Annotated in this window: 16 protein-coding genes and 1 tRNA gene; 4 read left to right on the top strand and 13 right to left on the bottom strand. The window is 65.7% G+C overall.

Going from position 1 to position 15,395, the window contains the following annotated elements:
* Nucleotide 1: 1 nt before the first annotated feature.
* Nucleotides 2–86, bottom strand: a tRNA-Leu gene (locus AC58D2_RS13905).
* Between the two features lie 171 nt (nt 87–257).
* On the opposite strand from AC58D2_RS13905, the gene AC58D2_RS13910 reads away from it, so the two are divergent.
* The gene (locus AC58D2_RS13910) at nt 258–452 is read left to right on the top strand and encodes a hypothetical protein (protein ID WP_497391311.1); all 195 of its coding nucleotides are present in this window, start codon (nt 258–260) and stop codon (nt 450–452) included.
* Between the two features lie 59 nt (nt 453–511).
* The gene (locus AC58D2_RS13915; protein ID WP_497391312.1) at nt 512–2,203 is read left to right on the top strand and encodes an amidohydrolase; all 1,692 of its coding nucleotides are present in this window, start codon (nt 512–514) and stop codon (nt 2,201–2,203) included.
* A 21-nt stretch (nt 2,204–2,224) separates the two neighbouring features.
* Here the strand turns inward: AC58D2_RS13915 and maiA are convergent, their stop codons facing one another.
* From maiA to AC58D2_RS13930, 3 genes are all read right to left on the bottom strand, one after another.
* The gene (gene maiA / locus AC58D2_RS13920; protein ID WP_497391314.1) at nt 2,225–2,857 is read right to left on the bottom strand and encodes a maleylacetoacetate isomerase; all 633 of its coding nucleotides are present in this window, start codon (nt 2,855–2,857) and stop codon (nt 2,225–2,227) included.
* 155 nt (nt 2,858–3,012) lie between these two features.
* A complete protein-coding gene (locus AC58D2_RS13925; RefSeq protein ID WP_497391316.1) occupies nt 3,013–4,038 on the bottom strand; it encodes an SO2930 family diheme c-type cytochrome in 1,026 nt (341 codons plus the stop codon).
* A complete protein-coding gene (locus tag AC58D2_RS13930; RefSeq protein ID WP_497391318.1) occupies nt 4,035–5,240 on the bottom strand; it encodes a parallel beta-helix domain-containing protein in 1,206 nt (401 codons plus the stop codon). The genes AC58D2_RS13925 and AC58D2_RS13930 overlap by 4 nt, the downstream gene beginning before the upstream one ends.
* A 102-nt stretch (nt 5,241–5,342) precedes the next feature.
* Here AC58D2_RS13930 and AC58D2_RS13935 point away from each other — a divergent pair, with 102 nt between their 5' ends.
* Entirely contained in the window at nt 5,343–5,756 is a 414-nt protein-coding gene (locus AC58D2_RS13935) for a DUF2147 domain-containing protein (protein WP_497391320.1), read from the top strand.
* A 57-nt stretch (nt 5,757–5,813) separates the two neighbouring features.
* Here the strand turns inward: AC58D2_RS13935 and AC58D2_RS13940 are convergent, their stop codons facing one another.
* The 6 genes from AC58D2_RS13940 to AC58D2_RS13965 all read right to left on the bottom strand — a co-directional run bounded on the left by AC58D2_RS13940 (nt 5,814) and on the right by AC58D2_RS13965 (nt 10,672).
* Nucleotides 5,814–6,512, bottom strand: coding sequence for an aspartate/glutamate racemase family protein (locus AC58D2_RS13940; RefSeq protein ID WP_497391322.1), 699 nt, complete (start codon nt 6,510–6,512; stop codon nt 5,814–5,816).
* A 113-nt stretch (nt 6,513–6,625) separates the two neighbouring features.
* Nucleotides 6,626–8,092: an NAD(P)(+) transhydrogenase (Re/Si-specific) subunit beta gene (locus AC58D2_RS13945; protein ID WP_497391412.1), complete on the bottom strand. Its 1,467-nt coding sequence runs from the start codon at nt 8,090–8,092 to the stop codon at nt 6,626–6,628.
* 196 nt (nt 8,093–8,288) lie between these two features.
* Entirely contained in the window at nt 8,289–8,570 is a 282-nt protein-coding gene (locus AC58D2_RS13950; RefSeq protein WP_037556765.1) for a proton-translocating transhydrogenase family protein, read from the bottom strand.
* Nucleotides 8,571–8,724: 154 nt separating this feature from the next.
* Entirely contained in the window at nt 8,725–9,306 is a 582-nt protein-coding gene (locus tag AC58D2_RS13955; protein ID WP_497391324.1) for a fasciclin domain-containing protein, read from the bottom strand.
* A gap of 111 nt (nt 9,307–9,417) precedes the next feature.
* On the bottom strand, nt 9,418–10,539 hold the full coding sequence (locus AC58D2_RS13960) for an NAD(P) transhydrogenase subunit alpha (protein WP_497391326.1): 1,122 nt from the start codon (nt 10,537–10,539) through the stop codon (nt 9,418–9,420).
* A gap of 10 nt (nt 10,540–10,549) precedes the next feature.
* Entirely contained in the window at nt 10,550–10,672 is a 123-nt protein-coding gene (locus AC58D2_RS13965; RefSeq protein ID WP_497391328.1) for an aa3-type cytochrome c oxidase subunit IV, read from the bottom strand.
* Between the two features lie 245 nt (nt 10,673–10,917).
* Between AC58D2_RS13965 and AC58D2_RS13970 the strand changes: the two genes are divergently transcribed.
* Nucleotides 10,918–12,351 (top strand): sigma-54-dependent transcriptional regulator, encoded by a 1,434-nt coding sequence (locus tag AC58D2_RS13970; RefSeq protein ID WP_497391330.1) that lies wholly within the window; start codon nt 10,918–10,920, stop codon nt 12,349–12,351.
* A 13-nt stretch (nt 12,352–12,364) separates the two neighbouring features.
* On the opposite strand, the gene AC58D2_RS13975 is transcribed toward AC58D2_RS13970, so the two are convergent.
* The 3 genes from AC58D2_RS13975 to AC58D2_RS13985 all read right to left on the bottom strand — a co-directional run bounded on the left by AC58D2_RS13975 (nt 12,365) and on the right by AC58D2_RS13985 (nt 15,233).
* Entirely contained in the window at nt 12,365–12,745 is a 381-nt protein-coding gene (locus AC58D2_RS13975) for a baeRF12 domain-containing protein (RefSeq protein WP_497391332.1), read from the bottom strand.
* Between the two features lie 103 nt (nt 12,746–12,848).
* Nucleotides 12,849–13,979: a dihydropteroate synthase gene (folP, locus tag AC58D2_RS13980; RefSeq protein ID WP_497391334.1), complete on the bottom strand. Its 1,131-nt coding sequence runs from the start codon at nt 13,977–13,979 to the stop codon at nt 12,849–12,851.
* 114 nt (nt 13,980–14,093) lie between these two features.
* Nucleotides 14,094–15,233 (bottom strand): site-specific DNA-methyltransferase, encoded by a 1,140-nt coding sequence (locus AC58D2_RS13985; RefSeq protein ID WP_497391336.1) that lies wholly within the window; start codon nt 15,231–15,233, stop codon nt 14,094–14,096.
* Between the last annotated feature and the right edge of the window lie 162 nt (nt 15,234–15,395).

Raw genomic sequence — 15,395 nt, forward strand, 5'->3', positions numbered from 1 at the left:
CTGGTGCGGGCGAAGGGACTCGAACCCCCACATCTTGCGATACTGGTACCTAAAACCAGCGCGTCTACCAATTCCGCCACGCCCGCTCAGAGCTGCCGGCCGGGTGCGCGGGTGCCATGCGCCGAGCCGCGCACGCCCGTGCGGGCCGGGCGGCGCTATAGCAGACGGGGCGCCGAGAGCAAGGGCGAACGCCCGCGAAACTGTCGCGGCGGAACGCCCCGCGCGCGGGCGCGTTTTGCGTGATGAGGAGACAGACGATGGCCGATCCCTATCCAAAGCCGCAACCCGACAAGATCGAACCCCAATCGCCCCCCGAACAGCCGGTACGGCCGACCCCGCAGGAAGACCCTGCCGGCCAGCCCGCCGAAATTCCCGGCAGTCCCGGCGGCGGGGATATCGACGAGCCGGGCCGGGGGCCGAGCGAGCTGCCGCCCCAGCCGTCCCGGACCTGACCCAAAGCACCTTGACCGCCCCCTCCCCCGCCGCCAAGCTTGCGGCGAGGGAGAGGGGCATGACCATATGGACCGGGGCGCTTGCCTTGCTTGGCGCGCTGTTGGCGCTGCCCGTGGCGGCGCAGGATAATACGCTCTATCGCGGCGGACCCATCATCACGATGGACGGCGACACACCGCAGACGGTCGAGGCGGTGGTCACGCGAGATGGCCGGATCGCCTATGTCGGCGACGAGGCGGGTGCGCGCGCCGCCGCGGGACGGGACCCCGCGATCCGCGACCTGCACGGCGCCACCCTGCTTCCCGGTTTCGTCGACGCCCATTCGCATTTCGCGGTCGCGATGCAGATGGCGGGCGGGCTCGACCTCTGGGACACGTCGTTACCGCCCGTCACCGACATCGCAGGGCTTCAGCGCGTCATCGGCGACTTCATCGCGCAACAGGCGATCCCGCCAGGGGGTTGGGTGATCGTCTGGCAATATGACAATGAAAAGCTGGCAGAGAAACGCCACATCACCCGCGCCGAACTCGACGCGGTGGCGGCCGATCGCAAGATCGTCGTGCTGCACCAGTCGCTTCACGGCCTAGTCGCCAACAGCGCCGCCCTGGCCGCCGCAAAACTGACCGATGCCAGCGAGGCGCCGCCCGGCGGCCTGATGCTACGCGACGACGCCGGGCGTCTGAATGGCGTTCTGCTCGAAAAATCGACCTTCGTCATGCTCGCCGCGATGCCGCAACTCACCGCGAAACAGAAACTTGGCCGGCTCGACGCCGCGCAGCAGCGATACTTCGCCGAGGGCTACACCCATGCGCAGGATGGCGCGACCCAGCCGGCCGACCTGGCCTTCTTCACCAGCCCCGAGGTGCGCGAACATCTGAAGATCGACCTCGCGCTCCTGCCCTTCTACACCGGGCTGGACGCGCTGCTCGCCGATCCCGACATCCGTTTCGGGGTCTATGACGGGCATGTGAAACTTGCCGGGGTCAAATTCCTCCTCGATGGCTCCCCCCAGGCGCGCACCGCCTTATTCACGCGCGACTACGCGCGCGGCAGCCCCGATGGCACACATCCCTGGCACGGCCAGCCGATCATCGGCCAGGACCGGTTCGACACGCTCGCGCGGCGGGTCAACGACCGCGGCTGGCAGATATTCGTCCATGCCAACGGCGACGCCGCGATCGACATGGCGATCAGGGGCTTCGACGCCCTCGGTATCACGGCCGCCGACGATCGCCGGCCGATCGTCATCCATTCGCAGTTCCAGCGTCCCGACCAGCTCGCCGACTATGCGCGCATCGGCGTCGGGCCGGCTTATTTTTCGAACCACACATGGTTTTGGGGCGACGTCCACCGCAGCAATTTCCCGAAGGCGGTGGTCGATTTCATCAGCCCCTTCCGCTCGGCGCGCGCCGCGGGGCTCACCCCCTCGAACCACAGCGATTTCAGCGTCACGCCGCTCGATACGCGATTCATGCTGTGGACTTCGATGGCGCGCGTCTCTCCTACCGGCGTGGTCAGCGGCGCGAGTGAGCGTCTGACGGCTTATGAAGGCTTGCAGGCCCTCACCACCGGTCCCGCGTGGCAGATCTTCGAAGAAGATCGCAAGGGGCGCATCAAGGTGGGCCTGCTCGCCGATTTCGTCATCCTCGACCGCAATCCGCTGACCACACCGGTCGAAGAGGTCAGGGACATCAAGGTTCTGGAAACGGTGAAGGAAGGCCAAACGGTGTGGACCGCGAAACCCGACTGACCCTTCGTGCCCGCCCCCGGATCAACCCGCCTTGACCGCGTCGGGATGCGCGCGCTGAAACGCATCCAGCTCAAGGCAGGCCGCGTCGATCGCAACGAGCCGCGGCCAGGCGTCGAGCGGCAGGTCGAAACGCCGCGCATTGTACATTTGCGGAACCAGGCAGCAGTCGGCGATCCCCGGCGCGTCCCCGCCCAGATAACGCCCCTCGCCCGCCATCGATTCGAGCGCGTCGAATCCTTCCGCAACCCAGTGGCGATACCAATGGTCCTTGGTGTGTTCGTTGAGCCCCAGATCCCTGGTCAGATATTTGAGCACGCGCAGATTGTTGAGCGGATGGATGTCGCAGGCGACGACATGCGCCTGCGCCAGCGCGACGGCGCGCGGCATCGCCTCGTCGGGGATCAGCCGCGGTTCGGGGTGCGCGCGGTCGAGCCAGTCGATGATCGCAAGACTCTGGATGATCGTTTCGCCGTCGGTGACGAGCATCGGGACGAAACCCTGCGCATTCTGAGCGAGATAGGCGTCGCTCTTCTGCTCGCCCGCAATCAGGCTGACCTCGACGCGCTCATAATCGAGCCCCTTCAGGTTCAGCGCGATGCGGACGCGATAGCTGGCCGAGGAACGGAAATAATCGTGGAGCACGAGGGCGGTCATGGCGCGATCCTTAGAACCATATACTCCGCATAGAAACCCCCGTCATTGCGAGCGAAGCGAAGCAATCTCCAGCCGTCGCCGGTTCAGGACGCCAGCTGGAGATTGCTTCGTCGCTTCGCTCCTCGCAATGACGGTGGTTGGAGAGGCGAAGGCGGCTAATGCCCGTCCTTCGGCATCTGCGCAATCCACTCCCGCAGCAGCGCCGCGCCTTCCTTGTGCACGGTCGAGCGCCCCAGCTCGGGCATTGCGATTCCGGCTTCCAGGCTTTCGAGGCGATAGATCAGGAAACTGTGGTCGGGGTCGCCGGGCTTGATTGCGAAATCCATCCCGCCGCTGCCGCGCCCCGCGGCGGTCGGGCGCTTGCCGATGCCCAGGTTGACCCCCCGCGGGTCGGTCCAGCGCAGGAACAGCCCGCTGTTCGATGCGCTGCCCTGCGGGTTGTGGCAATGGCCGCAATTGACGTCGAGATACGCGCGGGCGCGTTGGTCCAGCGAACCGCTGGTCGGATCGTCCCAACGCGGCATCGGGTTGGACGCGGTCGGTGGTCTCACGAAAAAACGTGCAAAGTCAGCACGTTCGAGCGCGTTGCCGAAATCGATATTCGCCGCCTTGGGGCCGATCGGGACGATCGCGCCAGCCTTGCTGTGGCATTCCTTGCACTGATTCTTGTTCGGCACTGCGTATTGGATGCTGTGCATCGCGCCGCCCGGCGCCCTGAATGTCACCGGCACGCGGCGCCCTGCGATTGCCAGCGTGGCATCCTTGCCGTCGGCATCCCAGATATAGGGCAGCGCGGTCCAGCCTTCGGCGCGGTGGAGCAGCAGGCGCGTCTCGACCGGACGGCCGCCATTCTGTTCGGGCCAGCCAAAGCTCTTGACGATCATGCTGCCGACCGGAAACTCGATATGGCCGTCGGCCGCCGGCGTCGCCTGCTTGCCTGGCGGCACCCAGATCAACCGCTGCTTCTGCGCATAATCGCTGAACAAGGGTGTGTGCAGCGTATAGCCGAGCAGCGCGTCGACCGGCTCGCTCGTGCCCGCGCGAAACACCCCGAATTCGGAGAGTTTGCGCGGCATCGCATCGCCGTCGATTGCCGCCTGGTTCGGACCCGTTCCGGGGACCGCGAACGCGCCGCTCGCGCACAGCAGCGCCGCGGCAACAGCGGGGGCGACACGATTCACAGGACCTTGGCCTCCATGCTTTCGGGCAGGGTGACGCCGGGCAGCGGCGTCGGCGCATCACCCTTCAGATCCGCCGGCGAGGGTTGCGCGTCGCTCTGCGGGGTCGAGACGTCGGGCAGATTGAGCGACAGTACGCCGACATCGTCGTTGACGATCGCATTGCCCGCGCCGTCCCACAGCACCGGCGGGATCGCGCCGCCCATCGCCGCCGCCATGTCGGCGCCGCCGGGAAAGGCCGGCGCAAAGCCCGCCTTGCCGTGCGCATTGTCCCACACCGCGATATCCTGGGGCAACGGCTGGTATTTCGCGTCGTCATAGGGGTAGCGATAGCCGACGATCATCACGTTGGCGGTGCCGTTATTCTCCAGCACATTGTCGAATATCTCGACGCGCCGGTTCGCCATTACCAGCACCCCGGTGCCAGTCGGAACGCTTGCGACGATATTGCCCTTGGGCGCGAAGTTCGGGGTGCTGTTGTCCTGGACGATGTTGTCGAAGACGCGGACATTGTGTCCGCCCTGCTGCGGCAGGCTCGGCAGGTCGAACACCAATATCCCGCCGGTGTTCCGCGTCGCGATATTGTCGTGGACGTCGGCATCGTAGCAGTTTTCGATCTCGATCCCGGCGACATTCTCCTTTGCGATCGAGTCGCGCACGACGATGTTTTTCGACTGGCCGACATAGATTCCGGCGTCCGACGCGCCGCGGACATAGACGCTGTCGATCAGCACATCGCTGCTTTCGACCGGATAGATGCCATAGGCGCCGTTGGTCTCCTTGGGGCCCGCCGTCCATTCGACGCGCAGTTCGTGATAGACGATGCGGTTGGCATCCTTCGACTTGATCCCGTCCCCCCTGGTATTGAGCACGGCGAAGTTGGTCAGCAACACATCGTCGGAGGTGACGAGGAGCCCCTCGCCCGCCCCCTGCTGGCCGGCGAAGTCGAGGATCGATCCTTCGCCGTCCTTGGTCCCCGCGCCGCGTACCGTCACATTGTCGACGTCGAGCGACAGCCCGTCGGTCAGCGTCCATACTCCGGCGCCCAGTTCGACGACATCGCCCGGCTCCGCCAGGATCAGGGCTTCCTGCAACTTCTCGTTCGCATCGGCGCCTTCCGCGCCGACGTGAAGCGTCTTCGCCGCGGCGGGGGCGGCGCAGGCTAAACATGCCGCCAAGGATGCGGCGAACCGATGGACTCGCATGAGACTCTCCCTTGTTTTTTGAAATCATGGTGCAAGACTGGAACAAAGCCAAGCTATGTTGCCGACATGGACGGGCCAGGGGCAAACCGGGGAGTGTTCGCAATGCTCAAATATCATCTCGCGGGGGCAATGGCCCTCGCCGTCGCGCCGGTCCAGGCCGCCGACAAGCCCGCGCTCGCGGGGCGCTGGATCAACGAAGACGGGCGCGCGGTCGTCGAATTTGCGCCGTGCGGCGGCGCGATGTGCGGCCATATTCAGCGCTTCCTGATTGCCGAGCCCGCCGGAGGCGCACGCGACGCGAAGAATCCGGACCGTGCGAAACGCGGCCAGCGGCTGCTGGGATCGCGGGTCTTCTGGGGCCTCACGCGCGAGGGGTCGTCGTGGGCGGGCCAGGGCTGTATGCCCGAACAAGGCCGCAATTTCCGCGCGCAACTGACCCCCGACGGCAGCCACCTGAAAATGAAGGGATGTGTCGCGGTGTTCTGCAAGACCGTGACATGGACCCGCACCAACTGACGGACCGGAAAGGGCGCCGCCGATCGACAACCGTCGGCAGGGCTTCGACCCGCGCTTTTAGGGCGCTTCGCCCAATATCCAGTCGACCCCCGCCGCGACATGGATGCGCGTCGTGTCATAGATCGGCAGCACATTGGCGTCGGGATCGACGAGCATGACGAGTTCGGTGCAGGCGAGGATCAGTGCCTCGATATCCTGCTTGGCGATGTCGGTGATGAAGGTCCGCATCGTGCGGCGCGACTCCTCGGTCACCTTGCCTTGCATCAGCTCGTCATAGATGATGCGGTCGATTTCCTCGGCCCGCGCCCCGTCATAGGGAGCCAGCGTCAGCCCGTGCCGCACCAGGCGCTGGCGAAACCACGCCTCGGTCATCACATTGCGGGTGCCGATCACCGCCGCGGCCTTGACCCCGTCGGCCTTCAGCTTTTCGCCCGCCTCGTCGACGATGTGGAGCAGCGGGATCGAGATCGCGCCCGCGATATCCTCGGCCAGCCGGTGCATCGAATTGGCCGCGATCATCAGCGCCGTCGCGCCCGCATCCTCGAGCCGCTTCGCCGACGCGACCAATATGTCGCGCGCATGGTCCCATTGCTCGGGCGTCGTCAGCCGGGAGAGCTCGCAATAGTTCAGGCTTTCCAGCAGGACCGGTGCCGAACAGCTTGTTCCAACCCGTTTTTGCACGCCCTTGTTGAGGTGCCGGTAATAAAGCTCGGTCGACGCCCAGCTCATTCCCCCGATCAAACCGATCTTGCGCAAGCTATCCTCCAAAAACCGTTTGGACTGAGCTTGTCGAAGTCCCGTCCGTCATTTGCCCCGTCTTTGAAGGAAGAACCGCCCTTCGACAAGCTCGGGGCGAACGGAATGGAAAATCAATGCCCCTCGCCGAGCGCCTTGACGATGTCGTCGGCCATCTTCTTCGCATCGCCGAGCAGCATCATCGTCTGGTCCATGTAGAACACGTCGTTGTCGACGCCGGCATAGCCGACGCCGCCCATCGAGCGTTTCACGAACAGCACGGTCTTCGCCTTTTCGACGTCGAGCACCGGCATGCCATAGATCGGCGACGTCTTGTCGGTCTTGGCCGCCGGGTTGGTCACGTCGTTGGCGCCGATGACGAAGGCGACATCGCACTGGGAGAATTCGTTGTTGATGTCTTCCAGCTCGAACACCTCGTCATAGGGGACGTTCGCCTCGGCGAGCAGCACGTTCATATGGCCGGGCATGCGGCCCGCGACAGGGTGGATCGCATATTTGACGTTCACGCCTTCCTTCTTGAGCATGTCGGCCATCTCGCGCAGCGCGTGCTGCGCCTGCGCGACCGCCATGCCGTAACCGGGGACGATGATGACATTGTCGGCCTGGCTCATCAGGAACGCCGCGTCTTCGGCGCTGCCGGGCTTCCACGGCCTTTGCTCTTTCGCCGCGCCGCCCGCCGAAGAAGTATCGGCGCCGAAGCCGCCGGCGATGACGCTGATGAAGCTGCGGTTCATCGCGCGGCACATGATGTACGACAGGATCGCACCCGACGAGCCGACCAGCGCGCCGGTGATGATCATCGCGCTGTTGTGTAGCGTGAAGCCCATCGCGGCGGCGGCCCAGCCCGAATAGCTGTTCAGCATCGACACGACGACCGGCATGTCGGCACCGCCGATCGGGATGATCAGCAGGAAACCGATCAGGAAGCTCAAGGCGGTGATGGTCCAGAAGACCGCCGGGGACTGGTCGGTCAGGAAATAGCCGATAAGCCCCAAAATCGCCGCGAGCGTCCCCAGGTTGATGACGTGGCGCGCGGGCAGCATGATCGGCGCGCCCGACATATTGCCGTTCAGCTTCAGGAAGGCGATGACCGACCCCGAAAAGGTGATCGCGCCGATCGCGATGCCCAGCCCCATTTCGATCCGGCTGACGGTGAAAATCTGCCCCGCCGCATCGGCGATGCCAAAAGCGCCGGGGTTCAGATAGGCGGCCGCCGCGACCGCGACGGCGGCCAGGCCGACGAGGCTGTGGAACGCCGCGACGAGTTGCGGCATGGCGGTCATCGCGATCCGCCGCGCCATCACGATGCCGATGATCGCGCCGATCGCGATCGCGCCCAGTATCTCGGCCATCGCAACCGCGTCGATCCCGACATAGCTGTTGACCGCGTCGCCGGCCTTCCACGGCACATGCGTCACCAGCGTCGTGACGACCGCGATCGTCATGCCGATCATGCCGAACCGGTTGCCGCGCCGCGACGAGGCGGGCGACGACAGGCCGCGCAGCGCGAGGATGAAACAGACCCCGGCGACCAGATAGGCCAGCGCCACCCAGGGATTGATCGGTGCGACTTCGTGCATGTATTGCCCCTCTTTCATCCCTCTCCCCTTTGGGAGAGGGTTGCGAAGACTTGCCGGCTTGCCGGTTAGTCGAAGCTGGGTGAGGGGCGCCGCCGCCGAATTTCCGGGCCGCTGTTGACCCCCTCATCCAACTGCGCCTAGTCGCTGATGCGACAAGGCTTCGTATCCTTCTCCCCGGGGGAGAAGGGTCAAAAATTCAGCGCTCTTTCTTCTTGTACATCGCGAGCATGCGCTCGGTGACCGCGAACCCGCCGAAGATGTTGATGCTCGCCATGACCACGGCGGCGAGGCCGAGCCATTTCGACGACGCCGAGCCCGCGGCGGCGCTCGCGATCAATGCGCCGACGATGATCACCGACGAAATCGCGTTGGTCACGCTCATCAGCGGCGTGTGCAGCGCCGGCGTCACCGACCAGACGACGAAATAGCCCACGAAGCAGGCGAGGACGAAGATCGAGAAAATGGCGATGAAATCCACGGCATGCTCCCCTGTTGATTCCGTGCGCGCCCCTATTGCAGCCCGCAGGGGCCACTGTCGACTCCCAAACCGTCGAAAAGGCCGGCCCCCGCCCTGTTATCGCCGGAAATGCCGCCGTTTGACGACATAAAGTTTCACGAATACAGCCGGCGACTTACATCTTGGGCAGCAGCACCGCATCGACAATGTGGACCACCCCGTTCGACTGGTCGAGGTCGCTCGCGGTGACGGTGGCCTTGTTTCCGCCTGCGGCGGTCAACAGGATCTTGTCGCCGCTCATCGACGCGGTCAGCTCCTGCCCGTCGACGGTCTTCAGCACCGCCTTGCCGCCGCCCCGTTCGATCTGTGCGGCAAGGTCCGCCGCGGTCAGCTTGCCGGGAACGACATGATATTCGAGCACGCCGGCGAGCACATCCTTCTGTGCCGGGCGCATCCAGCCGTTGCGCGTAACCACCGGAACCTGCTGGAACGCCGCGTCGCTCGGCGCGAATAGCGTGAAGGGCCCGTCGCCCGACAGCGTCTCGACCAGCCCGGCCGCGGTAACCGCCGAAACCAGCGTCTTTTCATCGGGCATCGCCATCAGGTTTTCGACGATGGTCTTCGACGAATCGGTCGTGCCGCTCGCCGCGCCGGCGTCGATCTTCATCGTCTCGGTCGCCGGCGGCTCGGGTGTCTTGTTACATCCGGCCAGGGTCATCGCCGCTACCGCGGCTGCGCACATAAGCTGCCTGTTCACGCTGATAGTCTCCTCATCCGAAATCGCGTTGACGGCGGCGGCGCACGTCGCATCCGTCCAATCGGCGAACGCGCACTGGACCGCGAAGGTTTCAGAAGAAAGTCGGGCGCGTCAGCCGAGAAGCCGCTCGTTCACGACCTTGCCGCCCTGCGTCAGGCGCACCGCATTGCCGATTTCCTCGTCCAGCACGGGTCTGCCCGCGTCCTTGTCCCAGAAAGCCGACAGGAAATTGAACAGGTTGCGGCTGAACAGCGCGCTCGTATCGGCAGGCATGAGGGCCGCGATATTCTGCGCGCCGATCACGGTGACGCCATGAAGGCGCTTCGTTTCGCCGGGCGCCGATCCTTCGACATTGCCGCCGCTTTCCGCCGCCATGTCGACGATGACGCTGCCCGCGCGCATCGTCGCAAGCTGCGCGTCGGAGATCAGCCGCGGCGCGGGACGCCCCGGGATCAGCGCGGTGGTGATGACGATATCCTGCTTGGCGATGTGCGACGACACGAGTTCGGCCTGCGCCGCCTTATATTCGTCGGACATTTCCGTGGCATAGCCCCCGGCGCCCTCGCCTTCGATGCCTGCAACGCTCTCCACGAAGATCGGCTTGGCGCCAAGCGACTGGATCTGTTCCTTGGTCGCCGAGCGGACGTCGGTCGCGCTGACCTGCGCGCCCAGGCGCTTCGCGGTGGCGATCGCCTGAAGCCCCGCAACGCCGACGCCCATGACGAACGCCTTGGCGGCGCTGACCGTGCCGGCGGCGGTCATCATCATCGGAAAGGCGCGGCCATAGGCGCTCGCCGCCATCAGCACCGCCTTGTAGCCCGCGAGATTTGCCTGGCTCGAAAGGATGTCCATCGACTGCGCGCGCGTGATGCGCGGCATGAATTCCATCGCCAGCGCCTCAAGTCCCAGCTTGGCATAGGCGTCGACGCGGGCGCGCTCCCCGAACGGGTTGAGACCTGCGGCGAGCCAGGCGCCGTCGGCGAAACCAGCCAGGCTGTCGGGCGACGGCCCCTGGATTGCGAGGATGATGTCCGCACCCTTTAACACGTCGGCACGTCCAGCGACGCTCGCGCCTGCGGCGCCATAATCGGCATCGGCGATGGAGGCGTGCTCACCGGCCCCCGATTCGACGGCAACTTCGGCTCCCAGGCCTATGAATTTCTTCACGGTTTCCGGGGTCGCGGCGACGCGAGTCTCGCCGGGGGCGAGCTCTTTCAATACGGCGATGCGCATGCCGGTCGCGTCAGGACGCGATCAGCAGGACGACGAACGCCGCGACGATCACGGTCAGGATCGTACCGGTCTTGAGCAGGCTCAGGAAACCCGCATAGGTTTCGGTCGCCGCCTTCATTTCCTGTTCCGCCATGGCTCTTCCCCTTTTGCCTTGTCGCCGGTGCCGCGTCGACGCGGCCCGGAAATTTCCGGATTCGCGCCGGTCTTAGCCACGCGTTCGGCGATGCTCAAGGGGCGGCGTGTCGCGGCGGAATCGCAGCCGAATGTTGAACGGCCTTAATCGCCCCTTTACCCCCGTGGTTTAGATCGGCCCGTCAACGCGGAAAGCCGGGCGGAAAGCTGGCTGAACTGGCCGCAGCAAGGGGCGGAATCGGGATTATGGCAAACAACCGCGACACGCGAACGCTGATGATCGTCGACAGCGAGCCGGCGCAGCAGCGGTTTCTGTCGGCGCTGGCCTCGCGCGGCGGGTGGCGTACCGTGGTCGTGCCCGACACCGATACGGCGCTTGCAAAGCTCGGCACGCAGGAAGGCATGACCCTCGACGCGGTCATCGTCGACCAGGGCGCGCCGGGAATAGCGATTCCCGAATTCGTTGCCGAACTGCGTCGCTGGCGACCAGGGCTGCCGCTGATCGTCATCACCCTGCGCAATGGCGTCGAACTCGCCGTCGCGGCGATGCGCGCCGGTGCCAGCGATTTCGTGCAAAAGCCGATCGCGCCCGATCGCCTGCTCGGCGCGCTGGACACCGCGGTCGGCACCGGCGGGCCGCAGGGCGAACTGCGCCCGCTGACCGAAAAACTGCGCGCGCCCCTCGCCTTCGAGGAAATCATCGGCTCGTCGCCCAATTTCCGCACCGCGCTCGCGATCGCCGCAAAGGCGGCGCGTGCGCGGGTCCCGGTGATGATCAACGGCAAGCCCGGAACCGGCAAAGAGGTCTTTGCCCGCGCCATCCACAGCGCCAGCCCGCGCGCGCGCGGCGCACTGGTCATGGTCGATTGTTCGGCGGTGTCGCCGGGACTGATCGGTTCGGGCCTGTTCGGGCACGAACGCGGCGCCTTTCCGGGCGCCTTCGACCGTCAGGTCGGCCGGCTGGTCCAGGCCGACGGCGGCAGCATCATCATCGACCATGTCGAGTGCATCCCGCTCGAGACGCAGGCGAAGCTCGTGGAATTCCTGAACACGGGCGAGGTCCAGATGATCGGCGGCACGATCCGCCAGACCGTCGACGTTCGCGTCATTTCGACCAGCGCCAGTCCGCTCGACAAGCTGATCGAAGCGGGTCATTTCCGGGAAGACCTGTTCTATGCACTGTCGGCGGCGCAGCTCACCCTGCCCTCGCTCAGCGAACGGCGCGGCGACATCGGCTCGCTCGCGCGGCACCTGCTGACCCGCATCGGCAGCCTGCCGGGCATGGGCCAGATCGGCATCACCGACGACGCGCTGCGCCTGCTCGTCTCCTATGCCTGGCCCGGCAATGTCCGCCAGCTCCAGGACGTCCTGTTCCGCGCCGCGGTCGCCAGCGAAACCGACGTCCTCACTGCCGCCGACTTCACCGCCATCGAAGCGGCCCTGGGCGGCGGCGCGGCGAGCGGAGACGGAGAGGTGGCGATCAACGGCGAGGCGATCGGCGTCACCCTCTATCTTCCCGACGGCAATCTGCGCCCGCTCGAAGAGATCGAAGCCGACGTCATCCGGCTCGCGATCGGCCATTATCGCGGACGGATGAGCGAAGTCGCCCGCCGCCTCGGCATCGGCCGCTCGACGCTCTATCGCAAGCTGAGCGATCTGGGGATCGACACGGCGGCGTGACGCGGCGCCCGTCCTAGGCCGCGCCGATCGTCCGTTCGATTTCGGCGGTATCGGCGCCGGTCAGCGTCTTGGGCAATTCGCCGACCAGGCGGCGCTTGAGTTCGCCGTGATAATGGTCGCGCATGATCCCCAATGTCTTGGGATCGGCGACGATCAGCAATTTTTCGATCTCGTTGGCGAGCACACGCTGATTCAGCATCGCGGCCACGCCGGCGGCATGGCCACGTTCGTCCAGGTCGCGCACTTCGGGGTTGGCGCCGCTGCGGTTGCTGGTGTCGACGTCGAAGCTCGCGGCATCGACCAGGTTGATCAGCGCTTCGTCGCCGTCGTTGCGGAACAGGACGAACCGCTCGCCATCGGCGACCGCGACATGCGCGTCATGGGGAAGGTGCATCGAAGTCTCCTTTTCTGTCGGCGCGGCCAGACGACCGCGCTCTCCTGAAAGAGACGCGCGAACAAGGGTTTCGGTTTCAAGCGCGTGCGCCGGAATGCCCGCGTCAGGCGGTCAGCGCCGCGTCGCGCAGCCCGCGCCAGATGCGCAGCGCCTGCCGCGTCTCGGCGACGTCATGGACGCGCACGATCTGCGCGCCCTGGGTCGCGGCCTGATAATGGAGCGCGATCGAACCGCCGAGCCGGTGGCCGGCGTCCGCTTCGTTGTCGAGCGCGCCGATCATCCGCTTGCGGCTCGCGCCGAACAGGATCGGGCAACCGAGCGTGTGAAAGAGCGCGAGCCCGTTCGCCAGCGCCAGATTGTCGGCGACGCCCTTGCCGAAACCGATGCCCGGATCGACGAGGATCCGCGCGCGATCGATCCCCGCCGCTTCGCACGCGGCGATCCGCTCGGCGAGCATGTCGTAAACGTCGAACAGGATGTGCGAATAGCTGCCGCCCTCGTGCGGGTCGCTCTTGGCGGAGGGGGCGTGCATCAGCACCACCGGGCCCCCTGCCCGGGCCACCACATCCATCGCGCGATCGTCGTAGCGCAGCGCCGAGATGTCGTTGACGACGGTCGCGCCTGCCGCAAGCGCCGCCTCCATCACCGCCGCCTTGCGTGTGTCGATCGACACCGCGACCCCGCCCCTGGCCAGCGCCGCGACGACGTCCTCGACCCGTTCGATCTCGTCGCCTTCCCAGATCAGCGGCGCACCGGGACGCGTCGATTCGCCGCCGACATCGACGATCGCGGCGCCGGCCACGCCCATCGCAAAACCGGCGTCGATCGCGGCGGCCCGGTCGACATGCTTGCCGCCGTCCGAAAAGCTGTCGGGGGTGACGTTCAAAATGCCCATCACTTGGGGTTCGCCAAGCCGGACCGTCCGCTCGCCGAGGTGCAGCACGCCGCGCGGACGCTGCGTCGCCGCGCGCTGCGCCGTCGCCGCTTCGGCGAGTGCATCGGGCATCGCCGCGATCCAGTCGCCCAGTTCGGGAACCGGCACGATCGCCGATTTCACGGCATGGTCGTCGCGCAGGCTGAGGTGCCACGCCGCGAACCAGATCATCGTGTCGGCGATGCGCAGGCAATCGTCGTCGAGCTCGTGCGGACGATCGACGAAACATGTGGGGCGCAGATAGACGCGGGCATCTTCCCACGTCTTGCCGAAATCGGCCTTGGACAGCGGTGCGAACATGCCTGTCCCTTACCCGTCATTGCGAGGAGCGTAGCGACGAAGCAATCTCCCAGCCATCGGCAAGGCATGCCGACAGCTGGAGATTGCTTCGCTTCGCTCGCAATGACGCACGCATCAAGCCTCGTTCGCCAGCAACCAGTCCTGGCGAACGGCGTCGATCACGCGCAATTCCTTGCCGTCGTCGACGTGCCAGAAGGTCCAGCCGTTGCAGCTCGGCGCGCCCTGTACGCCCGCCCCGACCTTGTGGATCGATCCCGCGGGCTGCCCGTCGCATTCAAGGCTGCCGTCGACCCGCACCACCGCCTGCCAGCGGCGCTTGCTGTCGGTGAGCCGCGAGCCCGGCGCGATCATCCCGCATTCAACGAGCGTGCCAAAGGCCACGCGCGTCGCCGCCTTCGGCGCCATCATCGTCCGGACCGCGCTTTCGTCCAGCGGCAGCGCCATCTCGATGCGCTCCTTCGCCGCTGCGATATAATCGTCCTCGCGCTCTATGCCGATAAAGTGGCGCCCCAGCCGCTTCGCGACCGCACCCGTGGTCCCGGTGCCGAAAAAGGGATCGAGGATCACGTCCCCCGGGTTCGAGCAGGCAAGCAGCACGCGATAGAGCAACGCTTCGGGCTTTTGCGTCGGATGGACCTTGTGCCCGCCCTTCTTCAGCCGTTCCTGCCCCGCGCAGATCGGGATCAGCCAGTCGCTGCGCATCTGCAGTTCGTCGTTCAGCGTCTTCATCGCGCGGTAATTGAACGTGTAGCGCGCCTTTTCGCCCATCGACGCCCAGATCAGCGTCTCGTGCGCGTTGGTGAAACGGGTGCCCTTGAAATTGGGCATCGGGTTCGCCTTGCGCCACACGACGTCGTTGAGGATCCAATAGCCCTGGTCCTGGAGCGCCGCGCCGACGCGGAAGATATTGTGATAGCTGCCGATCACCCAGATACTGCCATTGGGCTTCAATATGCGCTTCGCTTCCTTCAGCCACGCGTGGGTAAAGCGGTCATAGGTGCCCAGGCTGTCGAACTTGTCCCAATCGTCGTCGACCGCATCGACCTGGCTGCCGTCGGGACGGAGCAGGTCGCCGCCGAGTTGGAGATTATAGGGCGGATCGGCAAAGATCATGTCGACCGACGCCGCAGGCAGCGAGCGCATCATCTCGATACAGTCGCCCTGCAATATACTGTCGAGCGGCAGGTCCGCCGGGGTCGCCTTCGCCGCCCGCTGCTTCGCTGCCGGCGCCTTGACCCGCTCCATCACACCCATGCTCTCGCCCCTCGTTCTTAACCAAAGAAGGCCTTGATGAGTCCGGCGAAACCCGCCGTCAAGCACGAGTCGCTAGGACTTAAGCCTGACGAAATGGTTAAGGCGGGGAGAACGAAAGGAGTCTGCCACGACATATGGAGTCGCGCGCGACGCCCGGACTCA

Source organism: Sphingopyxis sp. CR5 (genome assembly GCF_059693785.1).

Coding starts and splice junctions, on each gene's coding strand:
- AC58D2_RS13910 (WP_497391311.1), top strand. CDS start 258: ATGGCCGATCCCTATCCAAAGCCGCAACCCGACAAGATCGAACCCCAA.
- AC58D2_RS13915 (WP_497391312.1), top strand. CDS start 512: ATGACCATATGGACCGGGGCGCTTGCCTTGCTTGGCGCGCTGTTGGCG.
- maiA (WP_497391314.1), bottom strand. CDS start 2,857: ATGACCGCCCTCGTGCTCCACGATTATTTCCGTTCCTCGGCCAGCTAT.
- AC58D2_RS13930 (WP_497391318.1), bottom strand. CDS start 5,240: ATGCGAGTCCATCGGTTCGCCGCATCCTTGGCGGCATGTTTAGCCTGC.
- AC58D2_RS13935 (WP_497391320.1), top strand. CDS start 5,343: ATGCTCAAATATCATCTCGCGGGGGCAATGGCCCTCGCCGTCGCGCCG.
- AC58D2_RS13945 (WP_497391412.1), bottom strand. CDS start 8,092: ATGCACGAAGTCGCACCGATCAATCCCTGGGTGGCGCTGGCCTATCTG.
- AC58D2_RS13960 (WP_497391326.1), bottom strand. CDS start 10,539: ATGCGCATCGCCGTATTGAAAGAGCTCGCCCCCGGCGAGACTCGCGTC.
- AC58D2_RS13965 (WP_497391328.1), bottom strand. CDS start 10,672: ATGGCGGAACAGGAAATGAAGGCGGCGACCGAAACCTATGCGGGTTTC.
- AC58D2_RS13970 (WP_497391330.1), top strand. CDS start 10,918: ATGGCAAACAACCGCGACACGCGAACGCTGATGATCGTCGACAGCGAG.
- AC58D2_RS13975 (WP_497391332.1), bottom strand. CDS start 12,745: ATGCACCTTCCCCATGACGCGCATGTCGCGGTCGCCGATGGCGAGCGG.
- folP (WP_497391334.1), bottom strand. CDS start 13,979: ATGTTCGCACCGCTGTCCAAGGCCGATTTCGGCAAGACGTGGGAAGAT.
- AC58D2_RS13985 (WP_497391336.1), bottom strand. CDS start 15,233: ATGGGTGTGATGGAGCGGGTCAAGGCGCCGGCAGCGAAGCAGCGGGCG.